Here is a 20,315-nt window from a genome sequence, read left to right as displayed (position 1 = left end):
TCTTTTGCTTTTCATAAACCTATGTCTTTATACGACATATGATAAGGAAAAAGGAGGATTCGATATTGAGCCGATATTTAGAAATGCTGTCCTTATTCGGTGTCGCAGGGGCGCACCCAGGCGGGCTGGCTTTTTCAAAAGCGGTCTTGCAAAAGGCTGCGCCCTCCCCGGATCAGCCGATTCTTGATGCCGGATGCGGAACAGGGCAAACGGCGGCTTATTTAGGACATTTGCTGTATCCTGTAACAGTCGTTGATAAAGATCCTATTATGCTTGAGAAAGCGAAAAAAAGATTTGCGAATGAAGGGCTTGCCATCCCTGCATATCAGGCGGAGCTGGAACATCTCCCGTTTTCTTCTGAGTCCTTTTCCTGCGTCCTGTCAGAATCGGTCCTCAGTTTTTCACGCCTGACATCCTCTCTTCAAGAAATTTCAAGAGTTTTAAAACCCGGCGGGATGCTGATTGGTATCGAAGCTGCTTTAAAAAAACCGATGCCCCCTGCAGAAAAGAAGCAAATGATGGATTTTTACGGATTTACTTGCTTACATGAAGAAAGCGAATGGCATAAACTCCTAAGATCCTATGGATTTCAAAAAACAGAAGCGATGACACTTCTTCCGGAAGACATGGAATTTGAACCAACCACAGAAATGGATTTATCGCAAACGATTGATCCCATCTATTACGATACGCTTCAAACACATTATCAGCTCATGCAGTTATATAGTGAGTACATGGGTCATTGTATTTTTATCGCGTACAAGTAAAACGGCGTATCGCCCCCTGTTTTCGTCCAACCTTTTTTTCCTATCTATCATATGCTGATAGAAAGTCAGGATAGGAGGGGAACAATATTGGAGAGATATTATCATCTTTGCAAAAACCATCAAGGTAAAGTCGTCAGAATTACAGAGAGAGGCGGGAGAGTTCACGTCGGCAGAATTACCCGTGTAACAAGAGACAGAGTTTTTATAGCTCCGGTCGGCGGAGGGCCAAGAGGTTTCGGTTACGGATATTGGGGCGGTTATTGGGGATACGGAGCAGCTTACGGTATTTCCCTCGGTTTAATTACAGGGGTCGCTCTTGCTGGTTTATTCTTCTGGTAAGCATAGAACAAATGCTAGATTCACCAGACACAATGAAGCCCGCTTATCTAGTGTAAGCGGGCTTTTCATTTTAAATTTTCTTCACTTTTTCAAAGTACTCTTCAAGCGTTAAATCATTATCTTGGATGACCTTTGCGGCTTTTTTGCCTACATAGCGCAGATGCCATGGCTCATATTCATATTTCGTGATATCTTCTTTATTTTTCGGATAGCGAATGATAAAGCCATATTTATAAGCATTGTCCTGCACCCATTTCCCGTCTGCCGTGCTTCCGAACGCTTCATTTAGCTCAAAGCCATTGCTCCGGCTCGAAATGTCCATCGCGAGACCTGTTTGGTGCTCGCTTTCACCCGGGTAAGCAACCGCTTCCTTTGCCTTCTTTTCCCCTTTTAGGCTTACTTCATTGTCAAAAATAACTTTCTGTCTGTCATACGAACGGTACCCTGAGACAGCTGCCAGTTCATAGCCTTCCTTTTTGGCAGCATCGAACATTGTTTTTAATGCGTCGGCCGCTTCTTTTCTGATGTAACGTTTTTGAATCTTTTCTTCAAAAGAAAACTCTACATCTGGTATGACAAGATCGCTAGGTTCATAGTTTCCGGGCAGTGCATATTGTTTATTGACAAGCGCGAGTATATTTTCTGGATTTTGAATGGTTTCCAGACCATCGACTTTTTTAATATCATTGAAATACTGGCTTTCCAATGAAAACTCACTGTTTTGAGTGTTTGATTTTTTGCTGTCAGCTGTTTTTTGTTCTGTTTGCTTTGTTTCTGCTGTGGTTTTCGTATCCTTTTGAGCATCTCCGTTCGACATGCTGCAGCCGGCTCCGACTATTGCCGTTACACTCAGAGCGGCAGCCAGTGAGAACCATTTACCGGACTTTTTCATATTACATTACCTTCCTTTTATCAATCGTTTCCGCATTCATAAAGAAGAGGCTGCCGGCACCCAGCACGCCTCTTGATATATTTTATTGTGATACGGAATGTAAAGCCACTTCTATCATATCATGAAATGTCGTTTGACGCTCTTCCGCTGTCGTTTCTTCTCCTGTTAATACGTGATCACTCACGGTGAGAATTGACAGGGCTTTTCTTCCGTGCTTCGCTGCTAATGTATACAATGCAGTTGTTTCCATTTCAACGCCAAGCACACCGTATTTTGCAAGTTTTTCAATTTGCGAATCGTCATTGTAGAACTGGTCAGCTGTAAATACGCTTCCTACAGTCACCGGCACACCTTTATCCTTTGCGGCATCATAGGCATTTTTTAAAAGCTCGAAATCTGCGCAAGGCGCAAAATCAACGCTTCCGAAAGCAACTCTGTTCATTTGTGAATCAGTTGAGGAGGTCATCGCCAAAATGACGTCTCGCACTTTGACATCTTTACGAATAGCGCCGCAGGAACCGACTCTTATTAGATTTTGCACATCGTAGCTTTGAATTAATTCATTCACATAAATTGAAATAGACGGAACGCCCATTCCCGTGCCTTGTACTGAGATTTTTTTACCTTTATATGTACCCGTAAATCCATACATGCCTCTGACTTCATTGTAGCATTCTACATTTTCAAGATACGTTTCTGCAATAAATTTTGCTCTGAGAGGATCTCCCGGCAAAAGCACAGTATCCGCAATTTGTCCTTTTTCAGCACCTATATGTACACTCATCTCATATCCTCCTGTAAATCTAAATTATCATCCAGCCCGTCCATTTTACAACGAATGTCATGATGAAACAAACTTCAGCATTGATTATAAAGGAATATGTCGAAAAAAGAAATGTTCGGGGATCTGTTAGGCACTTCCTCAGAAAAACGGATAATCGGAGTGTTAATTTGAAAACCTAATCGCAGGAAGGAGGGGTGGGACATGGGTAAAAAACATCGCAACCGGATCACCGGCCAAAAAAAGAACAATCATATACCTGAAAAAGATATCATTGCAGCTGAAGAAGCACACGGGAAAGAATATTCTGCTGCCAAACGCAAGCCTTAAAACTGCAGAAAACTGCGGGTTTCCGCAGTTTTCTTTTCATTATGTCGTTTGTACAATCAGACGATTGATTTTCCTCCAGCCGGCGGGAAGCAGTTGATAATATGTTTTCCCTTTTCTGCCTTCATCAATCAGGATCACGTCCCCTGTGGCCATGAATCTTGCATCATAATCACTCGGAACAGTGTCGAATACATTAAACAAAGAGAATGCTCTTTTCAGCACGTCTTGATGATCGCTCCCGTTCAGTTCAGTTCGATAGACGGCTCTGTAGCCCTTTTTTTCGCCAAACCGGGGTGTCTGAAATATTGTCACGTCATAGGAACAAGACTTCTTTTTAAACACGGATAACATCATCAAGATCCCCTCCCTTTTATTTCTTTAACATATTGGCGTTTTTGCTGTGTTTTCCTCTCTCTATTTTTGTCGAAACCGCTTAATCTTTTCGTCAAAACCTTTTACTAGGAAAAACAGAAGCAAGCCGAGACTGAAGCCTCCTAACACATCCGTCAAAAAATGAACCCCCAGATAGACTCTGCTTATGCCGACCAAAACAGTAATTACACCGGCTATGATATATACCATTTTTTTATGATTGGACAAAAACGGGAGGTGTTTCACTAAAAAGTAAGCAATAACAGGATAGACACAAGCAGCATTCATGGAATGGCCGCTCGGAAAACTGAAGGATGATTCATGAACCAGCGGTGCAAAATCAGGCCTCACTCTTTCGATCCATTCTTTTAAGACTTTGTTTAACAGCCGATCTGTGCCGAATACTAAGAGCATCAACAGGCCGACCCATGTTTTTCTGTAGAAAAACATGCCTGCTCCAATGATGACAATTAGAGGGAGCAGAAAAGAAGAAGCACCAAGATGCGTGATCCCCGTCATGACTTCATTAAGCCATGGCTGACGGATCAAAACAGCTGCCTTGCTTATTGCTTCATCTGCAGATTGAACAGCATTTGTATGAATGGCCGCAGCTAGAATGAGAAAGAAAAGAAACAAACTAACAGGCTTGTACAATTTAACCACCTCAATTTTCACAGAAGTCATAGAACATGAATAATAAAACCGGAGCTGACCGCTCCGGTTTTAAGCCTCACTCATCTTCATCCAGCTCTTCATCTATCATACATTTTTCTATCAAATAATCAAAGGTAATATCAGCGATTTCAAACAGCTCATCCTCACTCGGTATGTAGCCCCGTCTTGCAAGCTCTCTGTAAAAAAATTCAGCGATTTCTTCCGTATCAATCACAAGATCTATTTCTTTCATCTCCGTACCGCCTCCTTTTTTATGTTTTATGAAAAAACAGGCTGAATTATACCCGGTGTTCTAAACAATTCTTTCAGTCATATATTGAATAAAAAACGAGCCATGGGAGGCTGACGCTATGATTGCTAAAATGATGGAAGCACTGGACGGAGAAAGATTTGATATCATAATGGAAAAAACGCTCAAAGGAATGACGCGTGTGATGATTTGGGGCTGTCTGCCATATTTTTTATATGTCTTGATCCGTATGTTCACAAATTAACTGAAATGCTCTTTTAAACTTTCCAAAACAAACATCATCATGTCTTTATATTCTTCATCCTGAAACATTTCGTACAGAATTTTGTAGTCATTATAAATATCCAGAAGCTCATCAACAATTGACACAGCAAGGATGTGAAGGGTATCTTGATCTTCATCATCGCCTTCAAACTGAAGAAGAGCAGACGATGCGATATCTTCGCCGATCTCATGGCCAGTTTCTCCGACATAATGGACAAACAACAGCTGATGCACAAACTGGTCCATTTCATATTTTCTAAGCACCAGCGTGAGATCCTCTTCCTCCGTTTCAAGCCACTCTCCATCCTTTAAACGGGTCAGCTCATAAATGATATCTTCCCAGCCATCTTCTAAATATCTCCAAATTTCTGTTCTATGGCCGATAATGCGAAAGAGTTCTTTTCCATAATCTTTAACATAAACAACGTCCCCAATAAGGAATTCATACTCAATATCAAGCTTCTCCATGTCGACAATGACACCCTCATAATCTTTATAAAGCTGAATAGATGATTCAAAGTATAAAACTTCGTTATGATTGACTTCATAAAGATAGTGTTTATCAATTTGGTGTACTTTTGTGATGGTGCCGACTGTTCCATACATAATGACGACTACGATATCCCCTACTTGGAATTTCGGTTTATTTTGCTTCATGGTGTCTCCCCTCGCCGCAACATTTCTCATACGCTATCGTATGCCGGGTGAAGCCAATTCGCATGGGCATGAAAACCAAAGGAAATATCCAATTATGGTATGGGTATGGACATAAAAAAATCCGCAGTGATCTGCGGATGAAACAGCTATTATCTGCCGTGCACTTCAGACTCGTATTGATCCCAAGCTTCATCAAACGTCGCCATCGTGTGAAGGTAATCAGCATTCAGCTCCAAATATGAACTGATTTCATGATAATCGGTTGATGTTTTTGGAAAGCTGTGATCCTCATACGCCTGATTGGCAAATTCACTGATGCTGTCCTTCGGCTTAGGGTGTCTGTATTTCAATAAATAGTGATAAAAGGATTTCATGGGTTTCCCCTCCTGGTGTCTGTCTTTTGTTGTTCTATTATACAGTTCAAGTGTAAAATTACAACAAAAGAATACTGAAACATGACTCAGGAGAAGTCAAAATAGTTGCGTTTCAAAATTCTTTCTGTCTCCATGAGCTGCTGATATGTCAGGCTTTCAGGCAGTTTTTTTGTTTGAATTAAAAGCAGCTGATCCTCAATCTCCTTAACCGTGTTTTCCTCTTGATAGGTCATACCGCAGGAAGAACATACCATGGCAGGGGTGTCTGTCAGTTCTATAGCCCTCGTTCCATCAGGGAGCTCCCAGTACACCGTGTTCCTGCCGGGCACCGCTTCAAGCTTGCCGCACCATTCGCATGTTTTCATGAAGAATCCCCTCCGCATTCAGTCTCTTTCTGTTTTTTCTGCTGCGCCAAAAATTTCTTTTCTTTGAGCTGATCTCTTTTCTCACGCCGATTTTTTAATGTTTCATGCTCCGGATTTGCGATGTATGCCTCTCTCCTTTTGATTCTGTCTACATTTTCAGGTGTAAACGAAACTTCTTTGTCAGCAAAAATGGCACTCAGCCCGATCGGCTCCTTTTTGTCAGCGGTTTCAGGGAAAACGGACTCAAAATAGGCGTCTGCCTGATTGGGGATATAATTCTCTGGTTCCGGATATGACGTAATCACACCTTCAAAATTTCTTAAGATCACTTTGTCAGGACTTTGTGACAGTACATAGTTTGGCTGCAGGGCGATTTTACCTCCGCCGCCTGGTGCGTCAACGACAAAGGTAGGAACCGCATAGCCTGAGGTATGACCTCTCAGCCCTTCAATGATCTCCAAACCTTTGGAAACAGGAGCTCTGAAATGTCCTATTCCTTCTGACAGATCACATTGGTAAATATAATAAGGACGGACTCTGATTTTTACCAAGTCATGCATGAGCTTTTTCATAATTGGAACCGAATCATTAATACCTGCTAATACGACAGCCTGATTTCCGACCGGCACTCCCGCGTTCACCAGCTTTTCACATGCCTCAACGGATTCTTCTGTCATTTCGATGCTTGTGTTAAAATGGGTGTTCAGCCAGACCGGATGATATTTTTTCAATATCTCGCACAGATGATCGGTAATGCGCTGCGGAAAGACGACGGGCGCTCTTGTTCCGATTCTGATGACTTCCAGATGCGGAATGCTGCGCAGCTCTTTTAAAATATATTCTAAAATTTGGTCGTTGATGAGCAGCCCATCACCGCCTGAAATTAAACAATCGCGGATTTCGGGTGTTTCCCGGATATAAGCAATTGCAGCATCAAGCTGTTTTTTGGGGACTCCCATTCCGATTTGTCCGGAAAAGCGCCTTCTTGTGCAGTAGCGGCAGTACATGGAACATTGATTCGTGACAAGAAACAGCACACGGTCGGGATAGCGGTGTGTCAGACCGGGTACCGGTGAATCTTCATCCTCATGAAGCGGGTCTTCCAGATCGTATTTTGTTTTGTGCATTTCTTCAGAAAGCGGCACAGACTGCATGCGTACCGGGCATCTCGGATTGTCGGGGTCCATTAAAGAAGCATAGTAAGGTGTAATATTTAAGGGGATCGTTTTGGTAGAAATTCTGACGCCTTCCTCTTCATCCTCGGTCAGATTGATGACTTTCTTTAAATCATCTAACGTTCTTACAGTGTGTGTCAGCTGCCAAAGCCAATCGTTCCATTTCTCTTCCGGAACGTCCTTCCATAACTCGATCTCCTTCCAATGCCGTTTCGGTTTATACCATTTGTTTTTCAAACGAACTCCTCCTCGCGCATATTTTGACTTACAGTTGCTTGCACCAAATATTCATGTTTTCAAGGCCTTCGGCTATAAAGCAATTATTGATCAGCCTTCCGCCATACTGATAACCTGAATGGTACAACACAGCATTCATCCCAAAAGACGAAGCACGGGCGAGAGAAAATACATGAAAGATATCCTTTCCAGCCATTTCTTTTTCTAACGCCTCGATTAAAAAGCTTGTTAACGAATGGCCGCGATATTCCGGCAGCACAGCGCAATCGGTTATTTCTGCATGCCCAAGCTCTGGATTGATTTCTGCGCTTGCTGCGCTGATCAGGCGGTCATGATCAAGCATGATATAATACACCGTATTTGCATTCATCGTCTTTTCAATATAAGCGGGGTCAAATACCGGGGTTGGGTACGTGCGGAATACTTTTTTATACAGCATCGATAGCTGGTACATGTCGTTTGTTTCTGCTTTTCTCATCGTAAAAACGGGTGTACTGTCGTTGCGAAGACGGGGCGCTGTGCGATATATGGCTTCGATGATCTCCTGTTCCTCTGTATAAGAATCTGTTTGTCTCCGGCTTTCTGAAAGGTAACGTACCATGACACAAGCCGAATGGCCGAGATAATAGCCCTTTAGATAGCCCTCCGGCGCAAATAATTGTTTGGCAAGCATTGGCTCATCATGCTGCTTCGCATAGACGATGATTTTTTCTGCATTCTCTTCTTTTGCCGCTGCCACGATATCCGGCAGGGCCTTCTCAATGGCTCCGTCATAACGGACCACTCTGATTCGTTTATTAAAGCCGTCATGGTCCAAAACTGCTGTGACACCGCTACTCTTTATTGACTTGAGCATCCGCATCCTCCCCATCTGTATGAAGCCCGCACCAATCCATGACAAAAAGTGCAATAATTTTAGCAGATTCTATCATGGCTTCAACCTCAATGTATTCATTGGCCTGATGAGCCGTTTTTGTTTCCCCCGGCCCGAAAACGATCACTGGTGTATCTCCTGCATGGTACAAAAGCCCTCCATCCGTTCCCCACGGGGAAGCCTCAATAATCGGCTCTGTCTGTTTCATTTTTTGATAGGCTGATTGCAGCACAGAAATTAAAGGGTGATCATCAGGTAAATCATTCGGCAGCCATTGAGCGCCAAACCATTCGACTTGTACGGGATGGCGTTTAAACCATTCGTCATGGTATTCTAAATCCTTCAGCCAGTTTTCCAATTCAAGTTTTACAGCTTCTGGTTTCTCATGGGGAGCAATTCCGCATCTCCCTTCTATAACGACACGGTCTGCAACTGAAGATGGCCAGGCACCGCCCGAGATCGTGCCGATATTCATCGGTACCGGTATTGGGATATTGTCATACAGCGGATCTGAAATTCTCGCATTGCGGACTTTCTCCAGCTCTTGTATCGCTGTGATAACGTGCATGCTTTTTTCAATCGCGCTTACCCCTTCATAGCGTGTGCCCCCATGTGCGGCTAATCCCTTCACAGTGATCCGAAACCACATCGAACCCTGCTGCTTAATAAATAGTTTCATATTCGTCGGTTCAGGAATCAACGCCCCGTCAGCACGATAGCCTCTCATGATGGCGGACAGTGTACCGGCGCCGCCGCACTCTTCATCTACAACACTCTGAAACAATACATCTCCCTTCAATTTGACATCGCAAGCGTGCAGGGCTTCTAAAGCAAAAAGAAGGGCTATATTGCCTCCCTTCATATCCGTTGAGCCGCGGCCGTATATTTTACCGTTTTCTTCGACAGCTTGATACGGTTCATACTTCCAATCCTTTACGCTTCCTTCAGGCACAACATCGATATGGCCGTTCAAAATCAGGGACCTGCCTCCGCCGGCTCCCGTTTTTTTAGCCACGATATTCGGGCTCTCATGAAAATCGGATCGGTTAGATTTAAAGTAGGGATGCTGTTTTAATTGCTTTATACTTGGCTCCCATACATCAATGTCCATATGAAATTGCCGCAGCTTTTCAAGCACAACAGCTTGGGCGTTAAACTCTGACCCCAATGTGCTTTTTTCCCCAATCAGCCTTTTGAGAAGACGAATGGCTTTGGCCGAATGCTGATCAAGCCACCCGATTACTTTTCTTTCAATGTCTTGCATCCTCATTCCCCCTCTTAAGAAAAAGGCATATCTATTTTGATTTCAGCATCTGTCAGCCTCGTCACCTCATCGATTGTCGAGCCATTCATCAGCTCTTTTAAAATGAAGTGATGGCTATCGACCTCAAGAACCGCTTTTTCGGTAATAATCAAATCTACACAGCCTGCAGCAGTTAATGGCAGCGTGCATCTTTCTGTTAATTTAGGCCTTCCCTTTTGATCTGTATGACTCATGACGACAACCACTTTTTTCGCTTTTTGGGCAAGCTCCATCGCCCCGCCCATACCAGGCACCTTTTTTCCCGGAACAAGCCAATTTGCCAAATCTCCTGATTGGCTCACCTGCAGGGCGCCTAAAATCGTAATGTCAATTTTGCCTTTTCTGATCATCGCAAAAGACATGGTTGTATCAAAATAAGAAGCCCCTTTTACAGCGCGGACAGGATAGCCCGCGGCGTTGCATAAATGCGCATCCTCTTCTCCCTTTTCGGGACTTTCTCCAATGCCAAGGACACCGTTTTCCGCTTGAAACATGACCTGCATGTCAGGCTTCAAAAAGTTCGGTACCAAGGATGGGATACCGATACCGAGATTCACAATCATGCCCTGCTTAATTTCAGTAGCAGCCCGTTTTGCAATCTGTTCTCTTTCTGCTACTCCCAAGCCCATTTCCACTTCACTCCCTCGCTTCTTACAACTCCCTCAACAAAAACCCCCGGTGTGACAATCATTTCTTCAGAAATCTCACCTATCGGAACGATACGCTCAGCTTCGGCAAAGGTTCTCCTGGCGGCCATTGCCATAAGCGGATTCATATTGCGCGCGGTTTTGTCATACGTTAGATTGCCGAATTCATCTGCAATGTAAGCATTGATGAAAGCAAAATCAGCCGTCAGCGCCTCTTCAATCAAGTATCGTTTTCCCGCCACTGTTACGATGTCCTTTTTTTCGCAAACCATTTGATTATCAATGCCCACGTCGGTTAAAATACCGCCAAGCCCCGCTCCGCCGGCGCGAATCCGTTCCGCAAGCGTTCCCTGAGGTGAAAATTGAACCTCTAACGTCCCCTCTGTCATCTGTTTTCCGGCTACAGGATTGGAACCGATATGCGAGGCGATCAGGGTTTTGACCCGTTGATTAACAATAAGCGGGCCGATCCCTATATCCGGGAAACCGGCGTCATTGCAGATCACAGTTAAATCCGTTACACCGCTGTCCAATATCGCTTCAATCAATGAAGGAGGCGACCCGACTCCCCCAAAACCGCCAAACATCAGAACCGATCCATCCCGAACATCTGCAATTGCTGTGTCAATGCTGATTGCTTTTTGAAATGACGCCATTTAATGTCAATCCTTTTTTAAGTTTTTTTCGACCGCTGCAACTGTTTCTGAAAAAATAGAGATAAGCTCTTCCATTTCACCGTCTGAAATGGTAAAAGGAGGAGCAATAATGACAGCATCTCCTTCTCCACTGTCTATTCCAGCTTTGGAAGGATAAACAATCAGCCCGCGTTTTTTCGCCTCGCTGACAATAATCTGAGTTATCGTCTGCTCTTGCGGAAACACTTTCTTCGTTTTTTGGTCTGCCACAAATTCAACGCCTAATAGCAGTCCTTTTCCGCGCACATCACCTATAATGCCGCTTTGAGATGCCGCCTCATCAAGCTTTTTCTTCAGCACAGCGCCCTTTTTTTCTGATTGTTTGATCAAGCCGTGCTTTAACACATATCGCAAAACTTCAAGAGCAGCTTTGGCTGAATAGGGATGTGCACTATATGTGTGACCGCTCATAATCACACCTGACCCTTGTTTTATCGTTTCAATAATAGAATCAGATACGACGGCAGCAGCAATAGGCGCATAACCGGCACCGAGTCCCTTCCCCAGTACAGCAATATCAGGTACGGTGTCCCAATGCTCTGTCGCGAGCATCCTTCCTGTTCTCCCAAGCCCCGTCATCACTTCATCTGCAATAAAAAGCACATCGTGTGTGCGGCATACCTCACTTAATCTCTCATAATATCCCGGAGGCGGAGTAATCGCTGCTCCTGCAGCACCAATAATAGGCTCAGCCACAAAGCCGGCGATGAATTGGCTTCCGATTCTTTTGATCATAGTGTCCAGTTCATCAGCTGCAGTCTGAACAAAGTCTTCTTCTGTCTCGTGATTCAGCCGATAAATATGTGGAGCTGAGATAGCTGGATACCGTTCAATGAGATGGGTGAACCGGTATCTCCTTTCATAAAAACCAGATAATGAAAGCGCTCCCAAAGTTATTCCGTGGTAACTGCTCCATCGAGACAAAAAGATGGATTTTTGTGTTTGCTTTTTTTCCTGCCAATACTGAATGGCGATTTTCATAGCTGTTTCTATCGCTTCTGATCCGCTGTTGACAAAAAAAGACCAATTCACATCTCCGGGCAGCTCCTGTGCCAAGAGCGCGGCTAATTGCTCGGCGGGCTCACTCGTAAACTGTGAGCGGTAAGCAAAAGACACCTGATCAAGCTGTTCTTTCAGCTTCTCAGTCACATCACGAACTCCGTGGCCGATATTACATGTCACCGCTCCTGACGAGCCGTCGAGATATTTTTTTCCGGTCTGATCATAAACATATGAACCCTTCGCATAACTGACAACCGGATAGGCCGAGCTAAGCTCTGGCTTAATCAAATAACTGCTCATGCTCCCACCTCAAAACCCCTTTTACCATATTGTATGAGTGTCCAAATGGCGGCATGACGTTCCCCGCAAAAACTTTTTCACATAAAAAGAGCCTTCCTAATAGGGAAGGCTCTTTTGGAATTTCAGCATCTAGCAAATAAAAGCGGCTCCAACAATAATTAATAAAATGAACAAGACAACAATTAACACAAATGTATTTGTCCCGCAGCCAAATCCGTAACCGTACCCAGAGTATCCATACATGCTGTTTTCATCCTTTCTTATCACGATATACGGCATTTTATGCGGGCCAAGTCCCAAATGGTTTGTGCAAACGCCTATTTCATGTTAGGAAATAATGAAATACAGTATGCATCCGCTCATATTTTTTAAACGTCAGCTTTTCGTAAAACTGAGTTGCACCGTCAGTGCTTGCAGCAACTAAGTAGGCTGCTTCCATTCCTAGTGATTTGGCGATGGACAGCATTTCTTTCACTAAGATACTGCCGTAGCCCTTCCTTTGAAACTGATCTAAAATTGCCACTTCTTCGATTTTAGCCGTTTTCTCTTGATGATCGATAAACAGCTCGCCGCACCCAATGGGAACTTTCTGTGCCTGGTCGCTGTAACAAACAACAAGAATGATTATACCTGCTTCATAGAAAGGATATTTTCTTTTTAATTTTTGTTCAGCGATTGCTTCTCCAATATAAATGGAATCGTAAATTTTCATAATAGAAGATCCGTCGCTAAGACTTTTCGCCGTCCCCCATGCGGTTAAAGGATGTCCCATCTGCCCCTTCCAGTCACTAAGCTTCATGTCATATAGTAGCTCATCCTCGACGACAAAACCGCTTTTTACAAGCGACTGCTTCAAGCCGAGCGGAAAAACATGCTGCGGCGACGCTTTTAAATGGAGATAATTCGCATCAAGCAGCTTTGGTACGGAGGGTAAAAAGTTAAGTAACCGCTCCAATGGAAACGTATCATGGAGCTGAACAAAGTTATGAGAAAAAATTTGCGGAAGCTGCGGATCTCTGTATACGCTGTAATGATCAAACGATGCCGATTCAGACGTTAACAATATATATTGATGTTCCGTTTTTGAATAATGTCCTGTCATGAACGTCTCCTTTTTATGACCTATACCTTTACTCTGTTGCAATATTCAATTTCTTTATAATCTCATCGTACACCGGATAAAACGGCTTTCCAATTGGAAATTGCTGAATATTTCGGAAAGAAGCGGAGATTGGCTTCTGATGTAAAAAAAATTTCCTTGTTACTTGTTCACTAATCGGGTGAAAGACGCCGTTTAGAAACAAAAACGGCTCGCGTTCGATGAAAAACAGACGTCGGCCAGGTGGATTTTTGATCAATTCAGATCGTTTCCACGTAATCGGCGGCCCTTCCGGAAGCATCTCCATCTCTTCTTTTCCAATTGTCACTATGTCTTTTCTTTGAAATTGATAAAATTGAAACGCATACTGGTCCACAATTCGCCTTTTTTTTCCGGCTTCGATATAAAATATTGCAGGATGGTCAGCTTCCTTTACTAAAATATAATTCGGAATGTTTAAAATTTTGCCAATCCTATATTGGAATAAATATGGGTCTGGAACAGCGACAGTCCGATTTAGATACAAAAAACCCCACTTTTCTCCAACAGGATGCCTCACACCCTGATCATAAAAATACACATTTTGATCTGAACCTTTTACAAAAGAGCCGTCAATCAAATCGGCGGGCAGAAACCGATATGCATTTTGAAATGAATCTGGGGTTTTATAGGTTGTGTCTAATACTTCATTTATCGGCAGAAATGGGGTAAAGTTGTTGAGTCTCGCCCAAAAAATTGCGTCTCCATGATTCCAATGCTTCATATCATCATCCCAGTAGCCTCCAAATTTATGGTGGATGAGATTAAGTAACGAACGGCGATGCATAACGGAGCAATGATCAACTTGAAAAGCGGCCTGATCAAGCACTGCATTGGCATTTCTGTAGAAATGTGAGATTTCCTCTCCCCTTTCGTTTACATGTACAACTTTTTGTTTTGAATAGACCGCCTGCGCTTCAGGCTTATGTGAAAACTCTTGCACCATACGGCTCAGCCGCTCAGGATGATAAACAGTGTCGTCAGTAAGATAGGAAATGTAATCGCCGTCTGCAAATGGGAGCGCACTGTTAATTAATGTGGCATAACGGGCTGTTTTTAATCGATCTGCAGGATGCACGAAACTGTTATGATATTGAATGCGCCGGTCATGGAGATACTTGTGAATCACCGCAGTTGTTTCTGCATTCGAATGATCATCCATGATAAAAAGCTCCCAAAGATCATGCGTTTGCTGTATCACGCTTTCGATCGCTTTTTGCAAATAATCGGGTTTGTTGTAACTTGTTAAAATAATAGACACTTTCTCTCCCATCTATACCGCCTCCCGCCGTCAAACATAAAAACGGCTCCGCAGCAAGCAGAGCCTCTGTCATCATTTAAAAAGCACCCCAGCTTACAACACTTGAGAGTGAAACATGAGATCTCGTGTTATTTAACGGGTTTTGGAAAATAACCAAATCAGTCAGAACTTCTTTTACGATGACATTTTGAAGTGTATCTCCGTTGATCAAATTGACTTTTGAAACCGGTACGCCCAGCTCTTTTGCAAAAACAAGCTGGCGTCTGAGGTCAGATGGATTTCCTTCAGAAGACGATTGACGTATAAGCAGAATCAGCAAAAGCAAAATAAAATGCAGATCATCTTGGTTTTCTTCTCGATCCACTTGTTTCTCTAAATCCAAATCATCCCTCTCCCTTATCATTATCTCTGTTTCACAATATGTGCGACTTCGATTTATGGTATAGGCTATGTCCACTCCATTAAAAAATCAGCATTTTCCTTAAATAGATGAAAAATAGATCAGGTACGGCGTTCGACTCATACCAAATAACAGCCGGAAGAATATGAATAACGTGAGTTCACTATCGAATAGGAGGTGTGTGTAATGAGCTCTGAAAATGCACAGTTAAAAAAGGATTTAATTAAAGCCGTTTTAAGCCCTTTATTTCCAACTGCAACAGAAGGAGGAGAAAATATGGATAGTAATCTTAAAGCCTTGCTTGATGCTGCCATCGATCAAAAAGTAGATGAAAGTGAAACGGTTACGGCAGAATCTCTTTTAGACCCTTCTCTTCCGGCAAGATGGATTTTTGCCAGAATTACGCCAGGCACTACAATCAGCATTGTGACTGATTCAGGTGACATGATCGGACCGGTTGTTTTCGTTGCTTTCGATCAGGTTCACGGGATCGTATTTGTAACACAGGAAAGCTCCGTCACTCCGGCAGGCCAAGCTACAACATTAATTGATGTAGACAAAGTAGAAAGCGTTACGTTCTTTTCATAACATCCGATGAAAGTCTTGTATATCCAGTCGGGATACGGAGGAATATACAGTTATTTTGATCGCTGGGCTGAAGAATGTTTTCAGAACACTCATACAGAGTATATGATTGCAGATAAACCTGAAGCAGAATCTTTGATGAAGATCGAAGCGTTTCAGCCGGATTTCACACTTATGATGGTTGGAGACCGCGTTCCTCACGACTGGCTGACCTGGTTAAAGGGTAAGGATATCCCCGTGTATGTTTGGCTGACCGAAGACCCATTTTATATGGATATCAGCCTTCAGGTAATTAAGCTTGCTGACGCCATATTAACGATAGAACAAAATGCAGCTCTCTACTATCAAGAGCTCGGCTACCAGAACGTCTATTATGTTCCGATACCAGTTAACCATCGGCTGTTTAAAAAAATGGGCACTGAACATTCCTATCATTCAAATCTGTTAATCATCGGCTATCCTTACCCTAATCGGGTTCAGCTTATGAAAGAAGCGGTCCATCTGCCATTCACGGTTCGGGTAATCGGCAAGGAATGGGGAAAATATCTGCCTAAAAAAGTGCTCAAACAGCCGCATATTGATGTCGTCAGCACATGGGTTCCACCCGAACAGGCCGTTCATTATTATAATGGGGCAGACATCGTAATTAATGCGCATCGTCCCTATCATTTTGCTTTCAACCAAAATACTATGCGCATCAAAAATACCAGTTTTAATAACCGAACGTTTGATATCGCTGCATGCGAAGCATTTCAATTAACAGATTTACCCGCGGCACATCCTTTTTCATCCTTTATTTCTTATCACGGCATGAACGACTTTAAGGAAAAAGCCGCTTTCTATATCTACCACCCTGAAGAACGGCAAAAAGCTGCAGCAGCCAATTATAAAGAGACCGTACCCGCATTTACGTTTGATGAGCTTCCTGCAAAACTAAAAGCGATTCATCTGGCGCTTTCTTGAAAAATCGTTCATTGCTATGAACGATTTTTTTATTCATAGAAAAAAGCAGCTGCACAAGCTGCTTTCTATTCTAGCCGTCAGAACGGTCTTTCAGCTTCCTCGGATTTACCTGTTTATGAAGATCAGGCATTTCGCCGAGATGCTGTGCAATTTGTTCCCACGATACAATTTTGAAATTTTGATTGACGGCTTGTCCGTTATCGATATTTTCGCCATCCTGCGCCACAAAAATCCCGTACGGATATTTTGGGCCAAGTCCGAAACCGAGAACATCAATACCATCCGTGTCACTAGTACCGTCTATCTTCTCGCCATCTGTAATCTCAAAGTTGGCTACATAACGATTTTTCCCCTGCCGTTCATACATTGCATAGCTGTTATTTCCTTGACTTGAAGCCATGAGATATCCTTTGCCATTTGGTGCATAATAGATTGTCAGTCCTTCAATATCAGCTGTCAAATGATCTCCTGTCGCACGGTCAACTACCTGCCCCTTTGATCCTCCGCCGGGCTCAGCGTTAAATTTCCAGATGGCCTCATCTTCCTCTGCTATGTATAGGTTTCCGTACTCATCATCCGCAACAAGGCCTTCGGTCTGAGTATTCAACTTAAATTCACGCACCTTTTTCCCTGTTACATAACCTTTTCCACCATCAACAATTTCATACTGCTCAAATTCCCCTTGTTTGCCTGTCACTAATGCGTAAAATGCTCCTGTTTTCTGGCTGTGATACAAGCTGAATCCATAAACCTCAGAAATATTGGTGGAAATAGGATGTTTCGGATCTGTAATGCTTTTCAATTTTCCTTTATCCCCATCTATTGCATATACTTCAATTGTATTTTTTCCTTCGGACCGATTGGATGCGGCAGCAATATCAATTTTTTCGCCGTTCAATGGAAAATCATAGCGCAGATCGACATTATTGAGCTTGCCAAACTCATAAGAATGAAGCTGTTTTCCGTCTAAATCATACACGACGAGCCCTGACTTCTTATTTGTCGTAATCAACTTGCTTTTTTCCGGGTGTTTTTCATGAACCCAAATGGCCGGGTCATCTGCTGCGTCATCGCCAGATGCGACCGGATCTGTCTCCGTGTGTGCAGTCACTTTGAAATGATGTTCCTCATTCACATAATGAGCCGACACCGAGGTTGCTGTCAGGCTAAGCAATAAACCCGCGGCAGTGCTTAGCAGCATTGTTTTTGAAACCTTCATTTGGTATCCTCCTCTTTTATCACTATCACTACTATTGTAAAATATATACAGGTGATTACCGTGAGGAAAATGAACCTTTTTTTATAGGGTTTCTGACTCATAAACAACTTTTCCCCAAAGAGGTAGGTGAGATGGACTTTGCCAGATTTGCTTTTGCGGAGCGAAAAAAATATGTTGAATATTTAGTACATTGTTTATTTAGTTTTGTTGTTCCCTAGTTACGTCCGTTTTTCCATTTTCTATTAAAAAAGAACACTTTGTGACATGATCATTCCCCTAAATTTTGTTTTATTGGTTGCTTTCATTAATTCGATTACAAAGTTGAACATATGATGCATGGTAGAGAAACGAGAGTTGGAGGATAAGCCATGCCTAAACAGCAAACAGCAGAACTAAAACCATTTTTCCATAACAAAACAGTTTTAGTCACTGGCGGAACGGGTTCAATCGGGAGTCAAATTGTCAAACGCCTTTTGCTGCTTACACCTAAACAGGTGATTGTATTCAGCAAAGACGACAGTAAACAGTATGTCATGAGCCAAAAGTATGCGGAGGATAAGCGGCTATTATTTGTACTCGGAGATGTACGCGATCACAGAAGGATGAATCAGGTGATGAAAGGCGTCGATATCGTATTTCACGCGGCTGCGCTGAAACAGGTTCCGACATGTGAGGACCATCCATTTGAAGCGATCCAGACCAATCTCATCGGCGGACAAAATGTGGTGGAAGCTGCCCTTTCACACCGAGTGCAGCATGTCATTAATATCAGTACAGATAAAGCTGTATCTCCTGTGAACACAATGGGTGCCACCAAGCTGTTATCTGAAAAGCTGTTTCATCAAGCAAACCGCCACGTCCAAAACAAAGGAACCTTGTTTTGTTCGGTCCGCTTTGGAAATGTTCTCGGTTCCAGAGGTTCGGTCATCCCCATATTATTTGAACAGATGATGGAGGGTGAACCTCTGACCATCACAGACAAAAACATGACCAGATTTTTCATGTCAATAGACGATGCAGCTACATTGACATTACAATCGGCTGCTATTACAAAAGGCGGAGAAACCTTTATTTTCAAAATGGAATCACTGAAACTTGAAGAACTGATTCATGGGTTTGAAGAATATGCATCGCAGCACGGGCTCCCGCGGCCGGCTGCAGTAGAAGTGGGCAAGCGTCCAGGTGAAAAGCTTCACGAAGAATTAACATCTCCACATGAAATTGAATCACTGTATGAATGGGGCAACCTTTATGCGATCCTTCCAGAGCCGGAAAAACATCCTGACTTTCGCAAAGTCAATCTGCCTGGGTATCAATCAGATCAAGCCCCGCTCATTACGAAAGAAAGAATTGCTCAGATTATTGAAGAATTGCATCAAGAGAAAAAGGCATAAAAACAAGCCTGTCTATCCATTAGGCAGGCCTGTTTTTAACACTTTATTTATTAAAGAGATGCAGATAGCTTTCGTATCCTTCTTCTTTTAGCTTATGCTTCGGAACAAACCGCAGCGCTGCTGAATTTATGCAATAACGAAGTCCGTTTGGCCCCGGTCCGTCATTAAATACGTGGCCAAGATGAGAATCAGCAGTTCGGCTTCTTACTTCTGTGCGAATCATGCCGTGGCTCGTGTCCAGTTTTTCTTCCACTTCTTCTTCTTCAATCGGCTTTGTAAAGCTTGGCCAGCCGCAGTGGGAATCAAATTTATCCTTGGATGTAAACAATGGCTTGCCTGACACAATGTCTACATACAACCCTTCTTCCTTATGATCCCAATATTCATTTTGAAATGGCGGCTCCGTGCCGTTATTTTGCGTTACTTCATATTGCATGCGATTTAATGACTTTATTTTTTCTTCTTTATTGTACGCCATTTATTTAGCCCCCCAATGCTCGCTGATAAATCCCGCTCGTCCGGAACCTGTCCGGTAGCGCTGATAATGTGCTGGATTCTTTTTATAAAAATGCTGATGGTAGCCTTCCGCTTCATAGAAAGGTTCAGCTTTGAAAATGTCCGTTACAATCGGATCTTTAAAGATGCCGCTTTCCGCCAGACGTTGCTTGGAAGCTTCCGCAAGCTCCTTTTGTTTATCATTATGATAAAAAATGGCTGCGCGATAGGAACTGCCGCGATCAGCAAACTGCCCCCCGGCATCTGTCGGATCGATTTGCTGCCAAAATAATTCAAGCAGTTTTTCATAAGGGAATACATCAGGATTAAACGTGATTTGAACGGCTTCACGATGTCCCGTCGTTTCACTGCACACCTCTTCGTACGTAGGGTTTTCAGTATGGCCGCCTGTATACCCGGACACCACTTTTTCAATTCCCGGCTGTTCGTCAAAAGGTTTAACCATACACCAAAAACAGCCTCCTGCAAATGTGGCGATTTCTTTTTTTTCAGACATACTGGTGCCTCCTTTGTTAATACGTGGTATTATTATATTATAGC

The 20,315-nt window shown here is 43.1% G+C and carries 29 protein-coding genes; 7 read left to right on the top strand and 22 right to left on the bottom strand.

The features are described from left to right. Positions 1-65 precede the first annotated feature (65 nt). Both BGM23_RS11460 and BGM23_RS11455 read left to right on the top strand, forming a co-directional pair. The gene (locus BGM23_RS11460; RefSeq protein ID WP_015714112.1) at positions 66-767 is read left to right on the top strand and encodes a class I SAM-dependent methyltransferase; all 702 of its coding nucleotides are present in this window, start codon (positions 66-68) and stop codon (positions 765-767) included. Positions 768-854: 87 nt separating this feature from the next. After that, a complete protein-coding gene (locus BGM23_RS11455) occupies positions 855-1,106 on the top strand; it encodes a hypothetical protein (protein ID WP_029726811.1) in 252 nt (83 codons plus the stop codon). A 70-nt stretch (positions 1,107-1,176) separates the two neighbouring features. On the opposite strand, the gene ldcB is transcribed toward BGM23_RS11455, so the two are convergent. Then, on the bottom strand, positions 1,177-1,998 hold the full coding sequence (gene ldcB, locus BGM23_RS11450) for an LD-carboxypeptidase LdcB (protein WP_014480046.1): 822 nt from the start codon (positions 1,996-1,998) through the stop codon (positions 1,177-1,179). A gap of 82 nt (positions 1,999-2,080) precedes the next feature. Beyond that, on the bottom strand, positions 2,081-2,782 hold the full coding sequence (gene deoD / locus BGM23_RS11445; protein WP_003231176.1) for a purine-nucleoside phosphorylase: 702 nt from the start codon (positions 2,780-2,782) through the stop codon (positions 2,081-2,083). Positions 2,783-2,983: 201 nt separating this feature from the next. Between deoD and BGM23_RS11440 the strand changes: the two genes are divergently transcribed. Then, entirely contained in the window at positions 2,984-3,109 is a 126-nt protein-coding gene (locus tag BGM23_RS11440) for a hypothetical protein (protein WP_003231174.1), read from the top strand. A 39-nt stretch (positions 3,110-3,148) separates the two neighbouring features. Here BGM23_RS11440 and yodL read toward each other — a convergent pair whose 3' ends face one another. From yodL to BGM23_RS11425, 3 genes are all read right to left on the bottom strand, one after another. Continuing rightward, the gene (yodL, locus tag BGM23_RS11435; protein ID WP_004399431.1) at positions 3,149-3,463 is read right to left on the bottom strand and encodes a shape determination protein YodL; all 315 of its coding nucleotides are present in this window, start codon (positions 3,461-3,463) and stop codon (positions 3,149-3,151) included. Between the two features lie 60 nt (positions 3,464-3,523). Next, the gene (gene pgpB, locus BGM23_RS11430; RefSeq protein WP_029726810.1) at positions 3,524-4,135 is read right to left on the bottom strand and encodes a phosphatidylglycerophosphatase PgpB; all 612 of its coding nucleotides are present in this window, start codon (positions 4,133-4,135) and stop codon (positions 3,524-3,526) included. Between the two features lie 76 nt (positions 4,136-4,211). Then, entirely contained in the window at positions 4,212-4,388 is a 177-nt protein-coding gene (locus BGM23_RS11425; protein WP_003231166.1) for a YozD family protein, read from the bottom strand. 118 nt (positions 4,389-4,506) lie between these two features. Between BGM23_RS11425 and BGM23_RS11420 the strand changes: the two genes are divergently transcribed. After that, a complete protein-coding gene (locus tag BGM23_RS11420) occupies positions 4,507-4,650 on the top strand; it encodes a hypothetical protein (RefSeq protein ID WP_003231164.1) in 144 nt (47 codons plus the stop codon). Here BGM23_RS11420 and BGM23_RS11415 read toward each other — a convergent pair. From BGM23_RS11415 to cgeC, 14 genes are all read right to left on the bottom strand, one after another. Further along, positions 4,647-5,327, bottom strand: coding sequence for a hypothetical protein (locus BGM23_RS11415; RefSeq protein WP_014477102.1), 681 nt, complete (start codon positions 5,325-5,327; stop codon positions 4,647-4,649). The two genes, BGM23_RS11420 and BGM23_RS11415, sit on opposite strands and share 4 nt — an antisense overlap. A gap of 149 nt (positions 5,328-5,476) precedes the next feature. Continuing rightward, positions 5,477-5,701, bottom strand: coding sequence for a YozE family protein (locus tag BGM23_RS11405; RefSeq protein WP_003231160.1), 225 nt, complete (start codon positions 5,699-5,701; stop codon positions 5,477-5,479). 86 nt (positions 5,702-5,787) lie between these two features. Continuing rightward, positions 5,788-6,066 carry a YokU family protein gene (locus tag BGM23_RS11400; protein ID WP_015714114.1) on the bottom strand — a complete coding sequence of 93 codons (279 nt, stop codon included), beginning with the start codon at positions 6,064-6,066 and terminating at the stop codon, positions 5,788-5,790. Then, entirely contained in the window at positions 6,063-7,478 is a 1,416-nt protein-coding gene (ablA, locus tag BGM23_RS11395; protein WP_015714115.1) for a lysine 2,3-aminomutase, read from the bottom strand. The genes BGM23_RS11400 and ablA overlap by 4 nt, the downstream gene beginning before the upstream one ends. Before the next feature lie 28 nt (positions 7,479-7,506). After that, the gene (gene ablB, locus BGM23_RS11390; protein WP_015251880.1) at positions 7,507-8,334 is read right to left on the bottom strand and encodes a putative beta-lysine N-acetyltransferase; all 828 of its coding nucleotides are present in this window, start codon (positions 8,332-8,334) and stop codon (positions 7,507-7,509) included. Next, positions 8,312-9,622 (bottom strand): peptidase, encoded by a 1,311-nt coding sequence (locus BGM23_RS11385; protein ID WP_082090397.1) that lies wholly within the window; start codon positions 9,620-9,622, stop codon positions 8,312-8,314. The genes ablB and BGM23_RS11385 overlap by 23 nt, the downstream gene beginning before the upstream one ends. 8 nt (positions 9,623-9,630) lie before the next feature. Further along, positions 9,631-10,284, bottom strand: coding sequence for a 3-oxoacid CoA-transferase subunit B (locus tag BGM23_RS11380; protein WP_024572730.1), 654 nt, complete (start codon positions 10,282-10,284; stop codon positions 9,631-9,633). Continuing rightward, the gene (locus BGM23_RS11375; protein ID WP_029726808.1) at positions 10,269-10,958 is read right to left on the bottom strand and encodes a CoA transferase subunit A; all 690 of its coding nucleotides are present in this window, start codon (positions 10,956-10,958) and stop codon (positions 10,269-10,271) included. The genes BGM23_RS11380 and BGM23_RS11375 overlap by 16 nt, the downstream gene beginning before the upstream one ends. Before the next feature lie 6 nt (positions 10,959-10,964). Further along, positions 10,965-12,299, bottom strand: a complete 1,335-nt coding sequence (locus BGM23_RS11370) for an aspartate aminotransferase family protein (protein ID WP_029726807.1) — start codon at positions 12,297-12,299, stop codon at positions 10,965-10,967. Beyond that, positions 12,280-12,435: a hypothetical protein gene (locus BGM23_RS21875; protein ID WP_015714119.1), complete on the bottom strand. Its 156-nt coding sequence runs from the start codon at positions 12,433-12,435 to the stop codon at positions 12,280-12,282. Before BGM23_RS21875 ends, BGM23_RS11370 begins: the two co-directional genes overlap by 20 nt. Further along, the gene (locus BGM23_RS11360) at positions 12,429-12,578 is read right to left on the bottom strand and encodes a YjcZ family sporulation protein (protein ID WP_015251877.1); all 150 of its coding nucleotides are present in this window, start codon (positions 12,576-12,578) and stop codon (positions 12,429-12,431) included. The genes BGM23_RS21875 and BGM23_RS11360 overlap by 7 nt, the downstream gene beginning before the upstream one ends. Positions 12,579-12,621: 43 nt before the next feature. Continuing rightward, on the bottom strand, positions 12,622-13,401 hold the full coding sequence (cgeE, locus tag BGM23_RS11355) for a spore maturation N-acetyltransferase CgeE (protein WP_029726806.1): 780 nt from the start codon (positions 13,399-13,401) through the stop codon (positions 12,622-12,624). 28 nt (positions 13,402-13,429) lie between these two features. Then, complete coding sequence (gene cgeD, locus BGM23_RS11350) at positions 13,430-14,710, bottom strand: spore maturation glycosyltransferase CgeD (protein WP_029726805.1); 1,281 nt, start codon at positions 14,708-14,710, stop codon at positions 13,430-13,432. A gap of 64 nt (positions 14,711-14,774) precedes the next feature. Further along, positions 14,775-15,080: a spore maturation protein CgeC gene (gene cgeC / locus BGM23_RS11345; protein WP_003230826.1), complete on the bottom strand. Its 306-nt coding sequence runs from the start codon at positions 15,078-15,080 to the stop codon at positions 14,775-14,777. A gap of 204 nt (positions 15,081-15,284) precedes the next feature. On the opposite strand from cgeC, the gene cgeA reads away from it, so the two are divergent. Beyond that, positions 15,285-15,686 carry a spore crust protein CgeA gene (gene cgeA / locus BGM23_RS11340; protein ID WP_015251873.1) on the top strand — a complete coding sequence of 134 codons (402 nt, stop codon included), beginning with the start codon at positions 15,285-15,287 and terminating at the stop codon, positions 15,684-15,686. Between the two features lie 6 nt (positions 15,687-15,692). Continuing rightward, the gene (gene cgeB / locus BGM23_RS11335; protein WP_015251872.1) at positions 15,693-16,646 is read left to right on the top strand and encodes a spore maturation protein CgeB; all 954 of its coding nucleotides are present in this window, start codon (positions 15,693-15,695) and stop codon (positions 16,644-16,646) included. 70 nt (positions 16,647-16,716) lie between these two features. On the opposite strand, the gene BGM23_RS11330 is transcribed toward cgeB, so the two are convergent. Further along, positions 16,717-17,865 carry a phytase gene (locus BGM23_RS11330; protein WP_024572012.1) on the bottom strand — a complete coding sequence of 383 codons (1,149 nt, stop codon included), beginning with the start codon at positions 17,863-17,865 and terminating at the stop codon, positions 16,717-16,719. A gap of 368 nt (positions 17,866-18,233) precedes the next feature. Between BGM23_RS11330 and BGM23_RS11320 the strand changes: the two genes are divergently transcribed. Then, positions 18,234-19,259, top strand: a complete 1,026-nt coding sequence (locus BGM23_RS11320) for an SDR family NAD(P)-dependent oxidoreductase (protein ID WP_029726803.1) — start codon at positions 18,234-18,236, stop codon at positions 19,257-19,259. 43 nt (positions 19,260-19,302) lie between these two features. Here the strand turns inward: BGM23_RS11320 and msrB are convergent, their stop codons facing one another. After that, positions 19,303-19,737 carry a peptide-methionine (R)-S-oxide reductase MsrB gene (msrB, locus tag BGM23_RS11315; protein ID WP_014480061.1) on the bottom strand — a complete coding sequence of 145 codons (435 nt, stop codon included), beginning with the start codon at positions 19,735-19,737 and terminating at the stop codon, positions 19,303-19,305. After that, on the bottom strand, positions 19,738-20,271 hold the full coding sequence (gene msrA, locus BGM23_RS11310) for a peptide-methionine (S)-S-oxide reductase MsrA (RefSeq protein WP_029726802.1): 534 nt from the start codon (positions 20,269-20,271) through the stop codon (positions 19,738-19,740). It lies immediately after the preceding gene. Positions 20,272-20,315: the final 44 nt, after the last annotated feature.

This window comes from Bacillus sp. FJAT-14266 (assembly GCF_001719225.1).
Classification (GTDB): Bacteria; Bacillota; Bacilli; order Bacillales; family Bacillaceae; genus Bacillus; species Bacillus subtilis.
This window is presented reverse-complemented; position numbering and strand designations above follow the sequence as displayed.